This window comes from Rhodococcus sp. 5A-K4 (assembly GCF_046097995.1).
GTDB lineage: Bacteria > Actinomycetota > Actinomycetes > Mycobacteriales > Mycobacteriaceae > Rhodococcus_F > Rhodococcus_F erythropolis.
In genome coordinates this window covers 17,355-34,146 of record NZ_JBJURM010000015.1, presented here as the reverse complement: position 1 = coordinate 34,146, position 16,792 = coordinate 17,355, and the positions used below count along the sequence as shown (strand labels likewise).

Below are 16,792 nucleotides of genomic sequence, written 5' to 3'. Positions count from 1 at the left end.
CCGCAGTGCCTAATTACGAGAGAATTGCTGAGTCGGACGTCCGATTCGAATTGCGTCGTGGGAGCGGGAGGTAAGTGATGTCGGTCCTGTCTCTTCTGCAACCCCACCAGCGAGAAAGATTGACGCCCGCGCAGCGCGATGACGTCACTCGTGAGCAGATAGCCGTCACCTTCGGCGTGCTGCCGTGGGCCGCTGCTGTCCACCTCGTCGTCACACTCGGGCTGACGTTGTATGTGATTCCGCCGGACAGCGGACCGTTGCCGCGCCTGTGGCCATTCCTGTCCGGAGTGATCGGGCTGGTGGGGATGTGCGTCGGTCTCGCCATTCATTTCAACCTGATCGCACCCACGTACCGGATGTCCTACGCGTTTCTCATCGTCGAATTTGCTGTAGTCGGGATCCTGTATTCCTCGCTCGCCCTGGTCCTGTATCCGATCCTGGACGATTCCGGCGATCTGATCCTCACGGCGGCGTCCGCGTCTATCACCGGCGCCGGAGCCGTGGCTACCGCGATGTTGCGGATCGTCGGACTCACCTGGGTCCTGTCGAATCTCGTGATTTTGGGCGTGGCGTTCTGGCTCCAACCGGGGCCCGAGTTCGAACGAATTCTCATCGGATTGATCGTGTACGGAGCAGCTCTGATCGGCGGCACGATAGTGGTCTCGGGCAACCTGGAATCTCGCTACCGAGCCGAGCTGCGCGCAGCATCGGAACGATCGGTTGTGCAGATGCTGCTCGAAGACTTCGAAGGCAACGCCGGGGACTTCGTGTGGGAGACGGACCAGAAAGGCAAATTCAACCGAATCCCGACGCGGCTCGCATCCGAAGCGGGGCTGGACTCCGCCGAGTTGCAGGGAACGGCGTGGCAAGACCTGTTCATGGAGCTGGGCACTCTACGGATCCCCGGCGGAATCGATGCGCTCATGGAGCTGCAGCAAGCCCGCCACACGAAGACCGCATTCGTCGACGTGCTCGTTCCGGTCCGAGTGCACGGTGAAATCCGGTGGTGGCAGATCTCCGGACGCCCGCGCCCCGGCCGCACACCTGACGAGTTCGTCTGGCGAGGAGTCGGTTCCGACGTCACGGAAGTGAAACTGCAGAGTGACGAGATCGTGCGGATGGGTCGCGTGGACGCACTGACCGGCATGCCGAACCGGCACAGCTTCTGGACCGAGCTCGAGCGACTGCTGCGTGATCCGTACACAAGCGAAAGTGGTCTCGCGTTGGCGATGCTCGACCTCGACAACTTCAAATCGGTCAACGACACACTGGGTCACACCGTTGGCGACGCGGTTCTGCGAGAGGTCGCGGATCGCCTGTCCGAAGCCGGCGGAATGTCACAGTTGTTCGCACGTCTGGGTGGAGACGAGTTCGCGATTCTTTTCACCGACATGGGTGACAGTTCGCAAGTTCGTACTCTGCTCGGCCGCTACATCGAAACTCTGCATGAGCCGATCACAGTGGCCGGCACGCGGTTGGAGATCGGATGCAGCATCGGGTACTACCTCCCCGCCGAACTGCCGTCCTCCGCCGACGAAATGATGGGCGCTGCGGACCTCGCATTGTTCGCGGCAAAGGAATCCGGGCGCGGGGCCGTGCGTGAATATCGAGACTCGATGAAGTCCGTGGCCGATCGGCGGGCCCGCCTGCTCGAAGATCTGGGAAACACCGTCGCGGAGAAGGACCTCGAACTCGAGCTGCTGCCCAGGATCGACGTGCTCTCCCGCGAGATCGTGGCCGTGGAGGTCCGCGTGGTCTGGCACAACGCCCGCCTCGGAGCTGTGACGTCCGCCGAATTCATGAGCGTGGCAGACGACACCGGTTTGGCTTATTCACTAGGAACGACAGTCTTCGAGCTGGCGTGCGAGGCGGCGTCGCGTCTTCCTGATCACCTGCGGGTAGCGGTCGCGGTATCGACGCGTCAGCTCGAATCGGAGGCGTTCATCGAGGCGGTCGGCGACTCGCTTCGTCGATCAGATGCCAGGGCAGGGCAGTTCGAGCTCCAACTCGACGAGTCCTCTGTCATTACCGACCAGTCCAGAGCCGCGTTGCATGCCATCGCGGAGATGGGAGTATCGCTGACGGTCGACGAGTTCGGAGCCGGATTCTCCTCCCTTGCATCACTGTCCGGCCTTCCGTTCACGCGAGTGCGCATCGAACGCTCCATTTCCGGTGCGGCGCCCGGCGGGCGGCCGATCCTCGAAGCGCTCGTGGATCTGGTCGACGCACTGGGAATGGAGGTCGTTGTCTCGGGGGTGGACAGCGAGGAGCAACTGAAGGCCGTTGCGGCTGCGGGGGTGCGGACGGTGCAGGGGCGTGCTGCCGGCGAAGTCATGTCTGTCCAGGCAGTGGCGCTGGCGACAGCAGGCCGACGTGGATGACCCGGCGGTGGTACGCAGACGTCGAGTCGTAACCACCGTGCGCAGGCTCGGTCGACGAGGTTCTGACGACCACCTTTCGGATTACGATCGTCACCGACTTCTCAACCGACGCCTGGAGTTCACGTCGCGAGTACTGCCGTGGGCCTTCCTGATCGCTGCTATCGCGCTTTCGACGATCGTGGTGCTTCTGCCGGCAGATACCGGGATGTTCCGCTGGGTATGGCCGAGCGTCGTGGCCGTGTCGAGCATCGCGTTCAGCCTCTATTGGCTGGGGCGCTCGCGGCTGGGGGTTTCGGAGTCGCAGACCACCGAATTGGTTGTACTCACAACCCAGGTCGTCGTGTGGGGGGTCTTGCTCGCGTGCCTGGCGCTGGTGCTGTTCCCGATCCTGGATCCTGGTAACGAATTGGTGCTGACCTCGACATTGATGGGAGGCATCGCAGTCGGCGTTTTCCCGACATTGATGTTTCGCGGATTCACGCTGATATGGATCGGACTGGTTGGGCTTGGGTTGGCGGGGGGATTCTGGACCGAGCCGGAACCCTCGCGCTATGTACTGATCGGGGTGCTGGTCATCTTCGTAGGCTCGCTCTACAGCGGAACTTTGCTGTTGGCCAACCTCTTCGAGAGACGGCTACGCGCCGAACTCGTAGCCGAGGACGAACGAGATCTCGTCGAATTGTTGCTCAACGATCTCGAAGACGGAGCGCAGGATTGGCTCTGGGAAACCGATTCGCGCGGTATCGCCAGTACCGTGTCGTATCGATTTGCCGAGCAGGTCGGTTTACCGGCAGCGCAGATTCGGGGCCGCACCATGCACGAGATCCTGATCGGGATCGGCGCATCTCGAACAGATGCGGGCAGGAAGTCCCTTGATCTTCTCACCGCGAATTTTCAAGCCGGGACGGCGTTTCGGGACCTCACCATGCAAGTTGTCGTACGGGGCGATACTCGCTGGTGGTCGATGTCAGGTCACCCCGCCAGCGGCGACGGGGCGGACTACGGGTGGCGCGGTGTCGGATCCGATATCACGCACTCTTATCACCAGCGTCAAAATATATTGCGACTGGCGGAAGTCGATTCTCTGACCGGGCTCAAGAATCGGTACAGCTTCAACTCTCAGCTCTCGTCGAGGCTTCGGGACGGACGCAGAGTGTGGTTGGCGATTCTGGACCTGGACAACTTCAAGTCGATCAACGACCGGTTGGGACACCACGTCGGAGACGACGTGCTTCGCGATGTTGCGAGCAGGCTGCACAGCGTTCTGCGATCGAACGAGATCTGTGGGCGACTGGGGGGTGACGAGTTTGCCATCGCCTTCGACGACGCCGCCTTCGACGACATCGCGAGTGCAGATGAGGTTGAGGAACGATTCCAAACGATTCTCGACTCATTCGAACGACCATTTTCACTGGTCGGCAACCAGATTCGCATTCGTGCCAGTCTGGGGTACGGCTCGATGCCCGACGACGCCGACAGCCTCGAAGACCTGGTGATTGTTGCGGACCTCGCGCTTTACCACGCAAAGGAGAGCGGTCGGAACCAGATTCGCGCCTTCGATGCGACTTTGCGGGATCGTGCGACAGGTCGGGCCAGAGCACTGTTGGATCTTCGTCGTGCGTTGATCGACGAAGAGTTCGAGTTGGTCTATCAACCGCAGGTTTCAGCCGCGACGGGAGTTGTTGTCGGGTTCGAGGCTCTGCTGCGTTGGAACCATCCGACTTCAGGTCTCGTCTCGCCGGGAGACTTCATTTCGGTCGCCGAGGAAACTGGCTTGATCGTGCCGATCGGTGCAGGTGTTTTGCGGGCTGCCTGCACGGCAGCGACAACGTGGCCGGAGGACATTCGGGTTGCCGTCAATGTTTCTCAGGTGCAACTGCGTTCGAGTCGATACGTCGAATCGGTACGCCAGACACTGAACGAGGTGAACCTCCACCCCAGCCGACTCGAGATCGAGGTGACCGAATCGCTGGTCATCGACGACGCCGACCGAGATGTGTTGGTACAGCTCTCGGCGCTCGGAATCGCGATTGCGATGGACGACTTCGGTACAGGGTTCTCCTCGGTTGCCAGCTTGGCCCGGCTGCCGCTCGATCGGTTGAAGATCGATCGGGCGTTCGTCGCACCGCTGGACGCGGATCCCTCGAATTCGAGGTTCGCTGTCCTGCGAGCCGTCATCGCGATTGCCAAATCTCTCGGGCTGGACACCGTTGCCGAGGGCGTGGAGACGGAGAGGCAGCGCGCGATAGTGACGGAGTGCGGATGTGACGTGATCCAGGGGTACTTGGAGGGAATGCCGATACGGGCAGCCGAGATTCCGGACTATTTGAATGAGCGACCAGGCGGTCCGAGCAGGCTGGGTGTCGCGGCTACCACTGAGTGAGAACTTTGCGCCCGTTTTGGCGATCGATGTGTGACGGTACGCCGAAGTGATTCACATCGAACTGCAGAAGGGTGTCTTCGTGGTGGTCGGATCGGCGTACTTCCCAGGGCCGATGTTGGTGGGTAAGAAGGCAGTGGTCACAGGCGGTTCCCAGGGAATCGGCGCAGCGATCGTTCGAGCATTTGCCTCGCATGGCGCGTCAGTTCTGGTTGTGGACATGGCACCGCTGGGCGAGGTCGAATTCGACTCAGCTGCAGGTGGTTCGATCAACCATCTCGAGTACGACGTGCGTGCGCAGGAGGTCCCCGTCGCGTTGACCGAGTTCGCGCCGGACGTTCTGGTGAACAATGTGGGTCATTTCCTGAACCCGCCGACAGCGTTCGCCGGTACGGATCCAGGATTCTGGTCCGAGGCGGGCAACATCAATTTCGATCACGTCGTGCGCCTGACCCATGCCCTGCTTCCCGGCATGATCGATCGCGGAGTCGGTGGATCGATCGTGAACCTGACGACGGTGGAGGCGCATCGAGCGATCCCGGGCCACACCATGTACTCGGCATACAAGGCCGCGCTGACGCAGTTCACCAGAAGTCTTGGTGTGGAGATCGGTCGAACCGGAGTGCGCGTCAACGCCATTGCCCCGGATCTGATCGAGTCGGTACAGGTGCCGTATCGCAGGATCGTCCCTGCCGACGACTGGGACAAGTGGCCGGCATGGGCGCCGTTGGGTGGACCGGGCCAGCCGGTCGACATCGCCGGCCCCGCGCTGTTCCTGGCTTCAGACCTGGCGAGATACATCACCGGAACCGTCATCCACGTCGACGGCGGCTCGCACGCTGCCGGAGGCTGGTTCCCCACCGAAGAAGGCGGCTGGACCAACCGGCCCCGAAAGGCTTGACACATGACAACTTTCAGTCTGAACGTTCCTAATTTCGGCACCACTCTCGCGGAGAGCTCCTACGGGAAACTCGTGCAGGTCTGTCAGAGCGCGGAAGCTGCCGGCTTCGACCGGGTCCTCGTCACCGATCATGTGGTGATGGGCTCGGACAACTCGGCATACACGTGGTCGGCGTTCCCCACCGAGCCTGACGCCAACTGGCTCGAACCGCTGACCGTCCTGGCTTTTGTTGCCGGACAGACGAAGACAATTCGCTTGGGGACCGGAATCGTCATCGCGGCGCTTCGCGGGGGAGCGGTACTTGCCAAGACTGCCGCGACACTCGATCTGCTGTCCGGCGGCCGCCTCGACCTTGGCGTCGGAACCGGTTGGCAGCAACGCGAATACGACGCGGTCGGTATGGACTTCGGTAAACGAGGACCGTTGCTCGACGACGCTCTCGCCGTGTGCCGGGCCCTGTGGAGTTCGGCGCCGGCGAGCATCGACACTCCTCGTCTGAAGTTCGACGACGTGTATTGCGCGCCCCGTCCGGCCGCTGGAATCCCGATCTGGGTATCCGGTTCACTATCCAAGGCCGTCGTACGACGCGTCGCAACCTGGGGTGACGGGTGGATTCCGATCATGGGCGCCGCGGACGACGACCTACGTGAAGGGATCGATGTCATCGGGAAGGCCATGGCGGATCTCGGACGCGATCCAGCGGAATTGCAGGTCCGTGGGCGACTGACCGTTGTTCGCGGGGCTGACGGTTCGATCGATCTCCCGGCGACGATGATCGGTGCCGAACAGCTGCTCGAATCCGGTGCTACCGATGTGCTGGTCGCGCTGGCAGCTGTTGATCCGGATCCGGACACGGCGATGTCGGAGTTCGGCGAGCTGGTGTCGGCCTTCGCAAAGGTGACCCGATGACTATTGCGTTGAAGCGATAGTTCTATCGTGCGAAGTGTTGTAGTGCAGCCTGATCGAGGAGAGAACACATGACCGAGAGCATCGTCGTGGATACGAGCCTGGAAGGGTTGCTCGATGCCCGGATCAGCTGCCGCGCCTACGAGGACCGTCAGGTGCCACGTGAGGTGATCGAGGAGATCCTTCGGCTGGCGCAGAAGACGCCCTCGTGGTGCAACACGCAACCGTGGCAGGTTGCGATCACCGAAGGAGAGGGCACAGAACGATTCCGCGCCGGCCTCGGTGAGTACGTGATGGCCAACGCCCAGGAGTCGGACTTCGAGTTCCCCCGCGAGTACCAGGGCATCTACAAGTCGCGTCGGTTCGACTGTGCGATGGCGCTGTATTCGAGCGTCGGAATCGAGCACGGTGACCGCGCCGGTTCCGCGGCACAGACGATGAAGAACTTCGAGCTCTTCGGCGCTCCCCACGTCGCGATCATCACCACCGACGAGGCATTGGGCACCTACGGCGCCGTCGACTGTGGGTTGTACGTGAACAGCTTCCTGCTCGCGGCCCAGAGCCTGGGGGTGGCCACCATTCCGCAGGCGGCGCTCGCGGGTAGCTCCAAGTTCATTCACGAGCACTTCGGCATCGACGACACTCGCAAGGTCGTGTGCGCGATCTCGTTCGGGTACCCCGACACCGACCACCCGGTGAACGGATTCCGCACCGAACGCGAAACCGTCGACAACGTCGTGCAGTGGATGTCGAACTGATGTGGATGTCGAACTGATCACCTGCACTTCCAGGGATTGAGTGTTGAGCTGATTCACCTGAAAGACTGGTGGCATGTCCGACACACCCGAACTGTTCGATCGTCTGCGCCGATTCCCCGATGTCGAGGCACCCAATCTCTTTGCCGTCGACGCGGCTGATCGTCTGATCCTCGACGAGGCCGCCGACGCTCTGGCCGCGGCACCGGCGGGCACCGTCGTCGTGATCGGCGATCACTACGGTGCGCTGACCGCCGGTGTTGCGCTCGTTCACGGAATCGCCGGCGTGCGGGTTCACCAGGATCCACTCACCGGAGAGTTGGCCCTCGCCAACAATGCGCGCGAACTCGGTTTCAGTGACGCCTTCACCTCCCACGGACTGGACGAGGAGTTGCTCAGCGGCGCCCGCGTCGTGCTCATGCAATTGCCGCGTAGCCTCGCTGAACTTGCCGAGATCGCTCAGCTGATCGCGCTGCACGCCGACCCGGCGGTTCGTGTCTTCGCCGGTGGGCGTGACAAGCACATCACCCCGGCGATGAACAAGGTTCTCGGCGAATCGTTTTCCGACGTCAGCGCCTCGCGTGGGCGTCAGAAGTCCCGCGTACTCAAGGCATCGGAACCGAAGACCGATGTTGCCATCACGTTCCCGATGACCGAACGCCTCGACGAGTTCGACCTCGACGTCGTTGCTCACGGCGCCGTGTTTGCCGGTGCGAGCCTGGACATCGGCACCCGGTTGCTCCTGGAGAACCTCGGAAAGATTGCGGTCGATCCGCTGAGCGACGTGATCGATCTGGGTTGTGGCAGCGGCATTCTCGCGGCGGCGATCGCGCGTAAATTCCCGAATGTCCACGTGATCGCAACGGATCAGTCCTCGGCAGCCGTCGCTTCGGCTCTGGCGACCGCAACTGCAAACGGCGTCGGCGATCGGGTGAGCGGCCTGCGCGACGACGCCGTGAGTTCGTTGCCCAGTGCGAGTGCCGATCTGGTTCTGTTGAACCCGCCGTTCCACGTCGGCGCGGCGGTGCACACCGGCGGAGCACTCAAGATGTTCGAAGCCGCCGGTCGCGTCCTGCGTCCGGGTGGGGAGTTGTGGACTGTTCACAACGCGCATCTGGGGTATCGCGAACCGCTGAAAGCTGCGGTGGGTCCGAGCGAGGCGATGGCGAAGAACGCCAAGTTCATCGTGATGAAGTCGGTCAAACCGTCCTAGTATCGAAGAGTGTTGACTTTCCGGAAATGCGCCGGGAACTACAACCGACGCTTCGACGTTGTAAATTACGAGTGCTTTACTTTTAGTTAGGTACACGGACCGTGTCGGAAACTCGGATCCGTACGGCGAACCCGCGACGCACCCGTCGTAGGCCACCACGATGAAGGGATGATCACGGTGCGCACCACCAGCAACCCGGTGTTCCGCAATCTGCCCAAGCAAGAGGGCAACGGATACGCCTCGTTCGGATCTGCGACGGCGGGCGCCTCGCAGGCAACCCAGCAGTTCGGTCAGCCGCAGTACGCTCCGGCCGAGCCGTACCAGACCGGTCCCACCTCGCGGGCCATGACGATCGACGACGTCGTCACCAAGACGGGCATCACGCTCGGTGTGCTGACGATCTCGGCACTGGTGTCGTACTTCCTGGTCAACAACAACGCCGACCTTGCAGCCCCGCTGGTCATCGGCGGCGGTCTCGTCGGCCTCGTTCTGGTTCTGGTCGCGACGTTCGGTCGCAAGATGGACAACCCGGCAATCGTGTTGGCGTACGCCGTCGCCGAAGGTCTGTTCCTCGGTGCGCTGTCGTTCATGTTCACCGATATTCAATTCGGTGGCGTCGGCGGATCGGCACTGATCGCGCAGGCAGTCCTCGGAACCTTCGGCGTGTTCTTCGGCATGCTCGTTGTTTACAAGACCGGCGCGATTCGGGTGACACCGCGTCTGACGCGAATGATCATCGGCGCGTTGATCGGCGTTGTCGTTCTGGCCCTCGGTAACCTCGTCGCAAGCTTCTTCGTCGACGGCGGACTGGGACTGCGTGACGGCGGAACGCTCGCCATCATCTTCAGCCTCGTCTGCATCGGCATCGCAGCCTTCAGCTTCCTGCTCGACTTCGACGCCGCTGATCAGCTGATCCGCGCACAGGCCCCGGAGAAGGCAGCCTGGGGCGTCGCATTCGGCCTCACCGTCACCCTGGTCTGGCTGTACGTCGAGATCCTGCGTCTGCTGAGCTACTTCAACAACGACTAGTTCTCGAGTCGTTCCGTAACACGAAGAAGGGCCCCACTCGGGGCCCTTCTTTTGTCGTCTGTGGGCGGTTACGGTGCTTGGATGCCTAGCAACTGCTTGGTTTGGAGCGAAGGGGAGCGAATGTCGACAAACACCACCGAACCCGTGCTGGTGGCGGACGTCGGAGCAGTGCGAACGCTGACCTTCAACAATCCGGGCCGCCTGAACGCTTTCGATGCGGCCGGCTTTCGAGCGTTGACCAAGGCGCTTGACGACGCGGCGTCGGACGAAGCCGTGGCCGTGGTGATCGTCGAGGGCGCAGGCAAGGCATTTTCCAGTGGCGTCGACCTACGCGCACTCGCCGAACCAGGCACCGACAATTCAGACTTCGGCAATGCATTCGCGCCGCTGATCGTTGCGCTGGTGGAGTTCCCGAAGCCATTGATCGCCGCGGTGCACGGCGCTGCCGTCGGCATCGGCCTGACCATGCTGCTCTACTGTGACGTCGTCTACGTTGCCGAGAACGCACGCCTGCGGGCACCGTTCACGTCGCTGGGTACAGCTCCCGAAGCTGCCAGTAGTTGGTTGCTGCCCAAGGTGATCGGAACGCAGCGAGCCGCCGAGCTGATCCTGTCGGCCCGGTGGCTCAGCGGCGTCGAAGCTGCCGCCTACGGACTGGCGACAGCCGCCGTACCGGCCGACCAGGTACAGGCACGTGCCCGCGAGAGTGCCGAGCAGATTGCCGCCAACATCGGACCGGCAGTCCTTGCCGCCAAGCGACTGCTCCGCCACGGTTGGGCCGACGAAGCCCGCGCCGCTGTGCAGCGTGAGGACGACGCTGCACGAGCGTTGATTCGCGAGTTGGGGAGTTTTGCTCGGAAATTCACGACTACCTGAAACACGACCACACGAAAGCGGCCGCCCGGCAGAAGCCGGGCGGCCGCTTTCTACGTGCTCAGGGGATCAGCTGAGGCGCTCGATCACCATTGCCATGCCCTGTCCGCCGCCGACACACATGGTCTCGACGCCGAAGGTCTTGTCCTGCTCCTGCAGGTTGTTGATCAGGGTGTTGGTGATGCGGGCACCGGTCATACCGAAGGGGTGACCCAGGGCGATCGCGCCACCGGAGATGTTGAGCTTGTCCTCTTCGATGCCCAGTTCGCGAGCGGATCCGAGGACCTGCACGGCGAATGCCTCGTTGATCTCGAACAGGTCGATGTCGGAGATCGACTTGCCGGCGATCTTCAGGGCGTTCTTGACGGCCTGGATCGGGCCGAGGCCCATGATCTCGGGGGACAGGCCCGAGACGCCGGTGGAGACGATGCGAGCGAGCGGGGTCAGGCCGAGTGCCTTCGCCTTGGTGTCGGACATGATCACCAGTGCGGCTGCGCCGTCGTTGAGCGGGCAGGCGTTGCCGGCGGTGACGGTGCCGTCGGGGCGGAAGACGGGCTTGAGGCCGCTGATGCCCTCGTAGGTGGTGCCGGCGCGGGGGCCGTCGTCCTTGGAGACGACGGTGCCGTCGGCGAGGGTGACGGGCGTGATTTCACGCTCGAAGAAGCCGCGAGCGATGGCTTCCTCGGCGCGGTTCTGGCTGCGAACTGCCCAGCGGTCCTGGTCTTCGCGGGTGATGCCGGTGGCCGAAGCGACGTTCTCGGCGGTCTGGCCCATGCCCAGGTACACGTCGGGGATCAGGCCTTCTTCGCGAGGATCGGTCCAGGCGACTCCACCCTCGGCGAGCTTGGCGCTACGAGCCTGCGCTGCGTCGAAGAGCGGGTTCTTGGTGTTGGGTAGGCCGTCGGCGTTGCCCGTGATGAAACTGGAGACGGACTCGACGCCGGCGGAGATGAAGACGTCGCCCTCGCCTGCGCGGATGGCGTGCAATGCCATCCGGGTGGTCTGCAGCGAGGAGGAACAGTAACGGTTGACCGTCACACCGGGGAGGAAGTCGTAGCCGAGCTGAACGGCGACGACGCGGGCGATGTTGAAGCCCGACTGGCCGGCGGGCTGGCCGCAACCGAGCATGAGGTCGTCGATCTCGGTGGGGTCGAGCTCGGGGATCTTTGCCAACGCGGCGGCAACCATCTGAGTTGCGAGGTCATCCGGGCGGATGTCCTTGAGCGAACCCTTCATTGCGCGGCCGATGGGCGACCGTACTGCTGAGACGATTACTGCCTCGGGCATGAAAACTCCTTTTGTGTACTGCTCGTGGGCGGCTTGAAACGCCGTCGAGCAGGGCAAGTTGAATGCAGCTTCGACTTACAATTTACGTTGCCGCTCCCAGATGGTGGTCACGCAGTCTCACTCAGTTGACGTCGGGGCGCTGAACTGCGGGTTTGGTGCGTCTCGCGAAGGCTTTCCACTGGGTTGCCGCTGCCGTCAGTCGGGCCGCGACGGTGCGAGCTTGCGCCGCCTCCGAGACATGGGGGAGTTCGGGTAGCGGGCCACCCTGCCACTCACCCAGAGCCGACGCGAGAACCGGGACGATCTGCTTCGCCGCGAGTTCGTAGCCGGCCGCCGACGGGTGGAAACGATCAGCCGAGAACATCGTGTCGGGCGAGGCCAGGAATTCCTTGGCCAGCAGGTCGGCTAGTGGAACGGGATGACCCCCGGCGTTTCTGGTCGCGGACGCCTGGGCGAGCGCGAGACGATGACCCCATTCACGCACCACGGAGCGCAGTGGTTGTGGGATAGCCGTGACCACCCCCAGATCCGGGCAGGTGCCGACAACAACGACGGCGCCACTCTCGCGTAGCCGTCGTACCGCGTCGCCGAGGCGTTTTGCCGAAGCATGAATTGCGTTCTTCGCCGTGACGTCGTTGGCGCCGATCAGGATCACGGCAGCATCCGGGGGAGGGCCGGCGACGAACATGGCGTCGACCTGCCCACTCAACCCGCGTGAGGTGGCGCCGCCGATGGCCTTGGTGCTCAAACGGATTCGCTTCCCGGTTTCACTCGAAAGTAGCTTCGCGACCTGCACACCCGGAACTTCCGACGCCGTCAGCGCGCCGACGCCGGCCGCCGACGAATCGCCGAAGATCATCAAGTGGAGATCGAAGGGCACGGCCCGCCACCAGAGTTCCGGGTTGTCGGCGCCGGGTGCGTACACCCCGTCCGCCTCGGGTGGCTTGGCGATATTGCGACCGATCACCCCACGGGCCGCCCCCGCCTGCGACATCAGATAGTTGTAGCCCAACCAGGAGAGCGTGCCTGCACTCGATCCGGCCACCACCGTGGCCACCGACGCTTTCAGTCCGGTTCGACTCACACTTGCCAATCTAGCCGGATTGCACCACCTTCGCCCGACGTCCGCGCGCACCGTTTTCTTTCATCTGGGAACATGGACGAATGCGCATCGCGGAACACGTCGTCGACCTCATCGGCAACACCCCACTCGTCAAGCTCACGTCCGTCACGGGCGAAAACTTCGGCACGGTGGCAGCCAAGGTCGAATACCTCAACCCTGGCGGTAGCTCCAAGGACCGCATCGCCGTCAAGATGATCGACGCAGCCGAGGCTTCGGGTGAACTGAAGCCCGGCGGCACCATCGTCGAGCCGACTTCGGGCAACACCGGAATCGGCTTGGCACTCGTGGCGCAAAAGCGTGGATACAAGTGCGTTTTCGTCTGCCCCGACAAGGTCAGCGAAGACAAGCGCAACGTCCTGCGTGCCTACGGCGCCGAGGTGGTCGTGTGCCCCACGGCCGTCGCACCGGACAACCCGAACAGCTACTACAGCGTCTCCGACCGTCTCACCCGTGAGATCCCCGGCGCCTGGAAGCCCAACCAGTACTCCAACCCGGGCGGACCGGAGAGCCACTACGAGACCACCGGTCCCGAGATCTGGGCCGACACCGACGGCAAGATCACGCACTTCGTCGCGGGCGTCGGCACCGGCGGCACCATCACCGGCACCGGCCGCTACCTCAAGGAAGTTTCGGGCGGCAAGGTCAAGGTCATCGGCGCAGACCCCGAAGGCTCCGTCTACTCCGGCGGCACCGGTCGCCCGTACCTGGTCGAAGGCGTCGGCGAAGACTTCTGGCCGTCGGCATACGACCCGTCCATCCCGGACGAGATCATCGCCGTCTCGGATGCCGATTCCTTCGAGATGACGCGTCGCCTCGCCCGCGAAGAGGGACTGCTGGTCGGCGGTTCCTGCGGTATGGCAGTCGTCGCTGCCCTCGAAGTAGCCAAGCGCGAAGGCCCCGACGCTCTGATCGTCGTCCTCCTCCCGGACGGCGGCCGCGGCTACCTGTCCAAGATCTTCAACGATCAGTGGATGGCGTCGTACGGATTCCTGCGCACCCCACTCGACGGCAAGACCAACGTCCCCACCGTCGGCGACGTCCTGCGCGGGAAGTCGGGCGAGCTGCCGGACCTCGTTCACACTCACCCGTCGGAGACTCTGCGCGACGCGATCGAGATCCTGCGCGAGTACGGCGTGTCCCAGATGCCCGTCGTCGGTGCGGAACCGCCGGTCATGGCAGGCGAGGTCGCCGGAAGCGTGTCCGAGCGAGATCTGCTGAGCGCGGTATTCGAAGGCCGAGCGCACCTTGCGGATTCCGTCGAGAAGCACATGAGCAAGCCGTTCCCGCTCATCGGTTCCGGCGAGCCGGTCTCGGCTGCCACGAAGGCGCTCGGTGACACCGACGCACTCATGGTCGTCGACGACGGCAAGCCGGTCGGTGTCATCACGCGCCACGATCTCCTGGGTTTCCTGAGTTCGGATTCCTGAGTACGGATTCCTGCGCCGGTGCCGGCGCCATTAGGCTGGGGACCATGAGTGAGCAACGCAGCAAGGCCGACAACATCAGCTGGCAGGGTTTCTCCACGAAAGCGGTGCATGCGGGTTACGAACCCGATCCGCTGACCGGTGCGGTCAACGTGCCGATCTACGCAAGTTCCACCTTCGCCCAAGACGGCGTCGGTGGAATGCGCAGTGGCTTCGAGTACGCGCGAACGGGCAACCCCACCCGTCGCCCGCTCGAGGCGAACCTTGCCGCGCTCGAATCCGGAACCTACGGCCGAGCGTTCAGTTCGGGAATGGCGGCCACCGACTGCCTGCTCCGTTCGGTACTTCGACCGGGCGATCACCTGGTCATCCCTGACGACGCGTACGGCGGAACCTTCCGTCTCATCGACAAGGTGTTCACGCAGTGGGGGATCGAGTACACCCCGGCTCCGGTGTCCGACGTCGATGCGGTGCGCGCGGCGATGAAGTCCAACACCAAGCTGGTCTGGGTCGAGACGCCCACGAACCCGCTGCTCAATATCGGTGACATCGAGCTCCTTGCCGAGGTCGCCCACGAGGGCAACGCAAAGATCGTGGTGGACAACACCTTCGCGTCGCCGTACCTGCAGCAGCCGCTGCAGCTCGGTGCCGACATCGCGCTGCACTCCACGACCAAGTACATCGGCGGACACTCCGACGTGGTCGGTGGCGCTCTCGTCTGCAACGACGAAGAACTGGACACCGCGTTTGCCTTCCTGCAGAACGGATCCGGCGGCGTTCCCGGCCCGTTCGACGCGTTCCTGACGTTGCGCGGAATCAAGACACTGGCGCTGCGCATGGAGCGTCACAGTGACAACGCGGAGAAGGTCGTCGAATTGCTCGACGGCCACCCCGCGGTTGCCGGCGTCATCTACCCGGGCCTGGCTTCGCATCCGTCGCACAAGGTCGCGGCCAAGCAGATGCGACGCTTCGGCGGCATGATCTCAGTCCGCCTCAAGGGCGGCAAGGCGGCAGCTCTCGACCTGTGCTCGCGCACCGAGATCTTCACGCTGGCAGAATCTCTCGGCGGCGTCGAATCCCTCATCGAGTTCCCCGGCGCGATGACCCACGCCTCGACGGCCGGTTCCGCTCTCGAGGTTCCCGACGATCTGGTTCGCCTGTCGGTCGGCATCGAAGACGCCTCCGATCTGGTCGGCGACATCGAGCAAGCGCTGTCCTGATCTTCGCTCTACAGTAATTCGACTTCGAATCTGCAGTGCGCCTTCACACCTCACGAGGGTGTGGAGGCGCACTTTCTGGAGGCATGCGTGAATCTCGAACAGATAAAGGCTGCACAGCAACTGCTCGCCCCGGTCATGCGACGCACCCCGGTCGTGGCCTCGCGAGTGTTGTCCGAAACCACCGGCTTCGCCGTGAGCTTGAAATGTGAAAACCTGCAGCGCACCGGCTCTTTCAAACCGCGCGGTGCGTACAACCGCATTGCCAATCTTTCCGCAGAGGAACGGGCAGCGGGCGTGGTGGCGGCCAGTGCCGGTAACCATGCGCAGGGAGTTGCCTGGTCTGCAACAGAACTGGGAATCAAGTCGACCGTCTTCATGCCGACGGGTGCGCCGCTGCCGAAGTTGGTGGCCACCAAGGCATATGGAGCTCAGGTCCACCTGCACGGTTCGACTGTCGACGAAGCGCTCGTGGCCGCTCGCGAATTCGCGGACCGGACGGGAGCAGTTCTGGTCCACCCCTTCGACCACGAGGACGTCGTGGCGGGGCAGGGGACTGTGGGGCTCGAAATCCTCGAGCAACTGCCTGAGGTCGGCACTATCCTCGTCCCCACCGGCGGCGGCGGGTTGATCGCCGGAGTGGCCGCAGCAGTCAAAGCTGTACGCCCGCAGGTCCGCATCGTCGGAGTGCAGGCCGAGACCGCGGCTGCCTGGCCGGCGTCGTTGGCAGCCGGGAAGCCGACCGCCTTGGCGTCGATGTCCACGATGGCAGACGGTATCGCCGTTGGCTGCCCGGGCGAGGTTCCGTTCGCCGAAGTTGCCGCCCATGTCGATGCCGTGGTGACGGTCAGCGAGGAAGCGCTGTCCAAAGCGCTCCTGCTGTGCCTCGAACGCGCCAAGCTCATCGTCGAACCGGCCGGCGTTGCGGCCGTTGCGGCCTTGATGACCTGCTCTCCGGAGGAGCTGGGACTGACAGGGCCGGTGTGCGCCGTGCTTTCCGGCGGCAACATCGATCCGCTACTGCTCACGCACGTCATCTCGCACGGTCTGCGAGCGGCCGGACGGTTCCTCGGCGTTCACATCACCATCGACGATCGGCCGGGCGCACTGGTCTCGTTGCTCGAAGTGGTTCGAGCGAACGGCGCCAGCGTGGTCGACGTCATCCATTCCCGTACCGGTGGCGAACTCGCGCTCGACGAAGTGGAAGTCTTCCTCACCGTCGAGACGAGGGGTCCGGACAACAAGGCGGAACTTCTCACCGCCTTCGACCGTGCCGGCTACGCCGTACGACTTCAGAACTGAC

Annotated in this window: 13 protein-coding genes; 11 read left to right on the top strand and 2 right to left on the bottom strand. The window is 63.4% G+C overall.

The genetic code is table 11. The annotated features are described in order from the left end of the window. Positions 1–77 precede the first annotated feature (77 nt). From ACKAMS_RS19715 to ACKAMS_RS19680, 8 genes are all read left to right on the top strand, one after another. Positions 78–2,381 carry a bifunctional diguanylate cyclase/phosphodiesterase gene (locus tag ACKAMS_RS19715; RefSeq protein WP_223257895.1) on the top strand — a complete coding sequence of 768 codons (2,304 nt, stop codon included), beginning with the start codon at positions 78–80 and terminating at the stop codon, positions 2,379–2,381. Next, positions 2,374–4,764 (top strand): putative bifunctional diguanylate cyclase/phosphodiesterase, encoded by a 2,391-nt coding sequence (locus ACKAMS_RS19710; RefSeq protein ID WP_408989411.1) that lies wholly within the window; start codon positions 2,374–2,376, stop codon positions 4,762–4,764. The genes ACKAMS_RS19715 and ACKAMS_RS19710 overlap by 8 nt, the downstream gene beginning before the upstream one ends. Before the next feature lie 46 nt (positions 4,765–4,810). Then, entirely contained in the window at positions 4,811–5,662 is an 852-nt protein-coding gene (locus tag ACKAMS_RS19705) for an SDR family NAD(P)-dependent oxidoreductase (protein WP_020970272.1), read from the top strand. A 3-nt stretch (positions 5,663–5,665) separates the two neighbouring features. Then, complete coding sequence (locus ACKAMS_RS19700) at positions 5,666–6,571, top strand: TIGR03619 family F420-dependent LLM class oxidoreductase (RefSeq protein WP_133727845.1); 906 nt, start codon at positions 5,666–5,668, stop codon at positions 6,569–6,571. A 68-nt stretch (positions 6,572–6,639) separates the two neighbouring features. Then, complete coding sequence (locus ACKAMS_RS19695; RefSeq protein ID WP_020908534.1) at positions 6,640–7,326, top strand: nitroreductase; 687 nt, start codon at positions 6,640–6,642, stop codon at positions 7,324–7,326. 73 nt (positions 7,327–7,399) lie between these two features. Next, positions 7,400–8,536, top strand: a complete 1,137-nt coding sequence (locus ACKAMS_RS19690) for a methyltransferase (protein ID WP_308370959.1) — start codon at positions 7,400–7,402, stop codon at positions 8,534–8,536. Between the two features lie 177 nt (positions 8,537–8,713). Continuing rightward, on the top strand, positions 8,714–9,565 hold the full coding sequence (locus ACKAMS_RS19685) for a Bax inhibitor-1/YccA family protein (RefSeq protein WP_007728810.1): 852 nt from the start codon (positions 8,714–8,716) through the stop codon (positions 9,563–9,565). Positions 9,566–9,685: 120 nt separating this feature from the next. Further along, positions 9,686–10,441, top strand: coding sequence for an enoyl-CoA hydratase/isomerase family protein (locus ACKAMS_RS19680; protein ID WP_408989410.1), 756 nt, complete (start codon positions 9,686–9,688; stop codon positions 10,439–10,441). 66 nt (positions 10,442–10,507) lie between these two features. Here ACKAMS_RS19680 and ACKAMS_RS19675 read toward each other — a convergent pair whose 3' ends face one another. Further along, complete coding sequence (locus ACKAMS_RS19675) at positions 10,508–11,725, bottom strand: acetyl-CoA C-acetyltransferase (protein ID WP_019744600.1); 1,218 nt, start codon at positions 11,723–11,725, stop codon at positions 10,508–10,510. Positions 11,726–11,846: 121 nt separating this feature from the next. Further along, positions 11,847–12,818 (bottom strand): SGNH/GDSL hydrolase family protein, encoded by a 972-nt coding sequence (locus tag ACKAMS_RS19670; RefSeq protein WP_408989409.1) that lies wholly within the window; start codon positions 12,816–12,818, stop codon positions 11,847–11,849. Positions 12,819–12,889: 71 nt separating this feature from the next. Here ACKAMS_RS19670 and ACKAMS_RS19665 point away from each other — a divergent pair, with 71 nt between their 5' ends. The 3 genes from ACKAMS_RS19665 to ilvA all read left to right on the top strand — a co-directional run bounded on the left by ACKAMS_RS19665 (position 12,890) and on the right by ilvA (position 16,791). Further along, positions 12,890–14,275 (top strand): cystathionine beta-synthase, encoded by a 1,386-nt coding sequence (locus ACKAMS_RS19665; RefSeq protein ID WP_003943292.1) that lies wholly within the window; start codon positions 12,890–12,892, stop codon positions 14,273–14,275. A gap of 44 nt (positions 14,276–14,319) precedes the next feature. Beyond that, entirely contained in the window at positions 14,320–15,492 is a 1,173-nt protein-coding gene (locus ACKAMS_RS19660) for a cystathionine gamma-synthase (protein ID WP_003943272.1), read from the top strand. A 135-nt stretch (positions 15,493–15,627) separates the two neighbouring features. Beyond that, positions 15,628–16,791 (top strand): threonine ammonia-lyase, encoded by a 1,164-nt coding sequence (gene ilvA, locus ACKAMS_RS19655; protein WP_223257899.1) that lies wholly within the window; start codon positions 15,628–15,630, stop codon positions 16,789–16,791. The last annotated feature ends 1 nt before the right edge of the window (position 16,792 follow it).

Bases quoted from the DNA above. Each gene is read 5' to 3' on its own strand.
- ACKAMS_RS19660 (WP_003943272.1), top strand. From the start codon at position 14,320: ATGAGTGAGCAACGCAGCAAGGCCGACAACATCAGCTGGCAGGGTTTC.
- ilvA (WP_223257899.1), top strand. From the start codon at position 15,628: ATGCGACGCACCCCGGTCGTGGCCTCGCGAGTGTTGTCCGAAACCACC.
- ACKAMS_RS19700 (WP_133727845.1), top strand. From the start codon at position 5,666: ATGACAACTTTCAGTCTGAACGTTCCTAATTTCGGCACCACTCTCGCG.
- ACKAMS_RS19690 (WP_308370959.1), top strand. From the start codon at position 7,400: ATGTCCGACACACCCGAACTGTTCGATCGTCTGCGCCGATTCCCCGAT.
- ACKAMS_RS19695 (WP_020908534.1), top strand. From the start codon at position 6,640: ATGACCGAGAGCATCGTCGTGGATACGAGCCTGGAAGGGTTGCTCGAT.
- ACKAMS_RS19715 (WP_223257895.1), top strand. From the start codon at position 78: ATGTCGGTCCTGTCTCTTCTGCAACCCCACCAGCGAGAAAGATTGACG.
- ACKAMS_RS19665 (WP_003943292.1), top strand. From the start codon at position 12,890: ATGCGCATCGCGGAACACGTCGTCGACCTCATCGGCAACACCCCACTC.
- ACKAMS_RS19680 (WP_408989410.1), top strand. From the start codon at position 9,686: ATGTCGACAAACACCACCGAACCCGTGCTGGTGGCGGACGTCGGAGCA.
- ACKAMS_RS19675 (WP_019744600.1), bottom strand. From the start codon at position 11,725: ATGCCCGAGGCAGTAATCGTCTCAGCAGTACGGTCGCCCATCGGCCGC.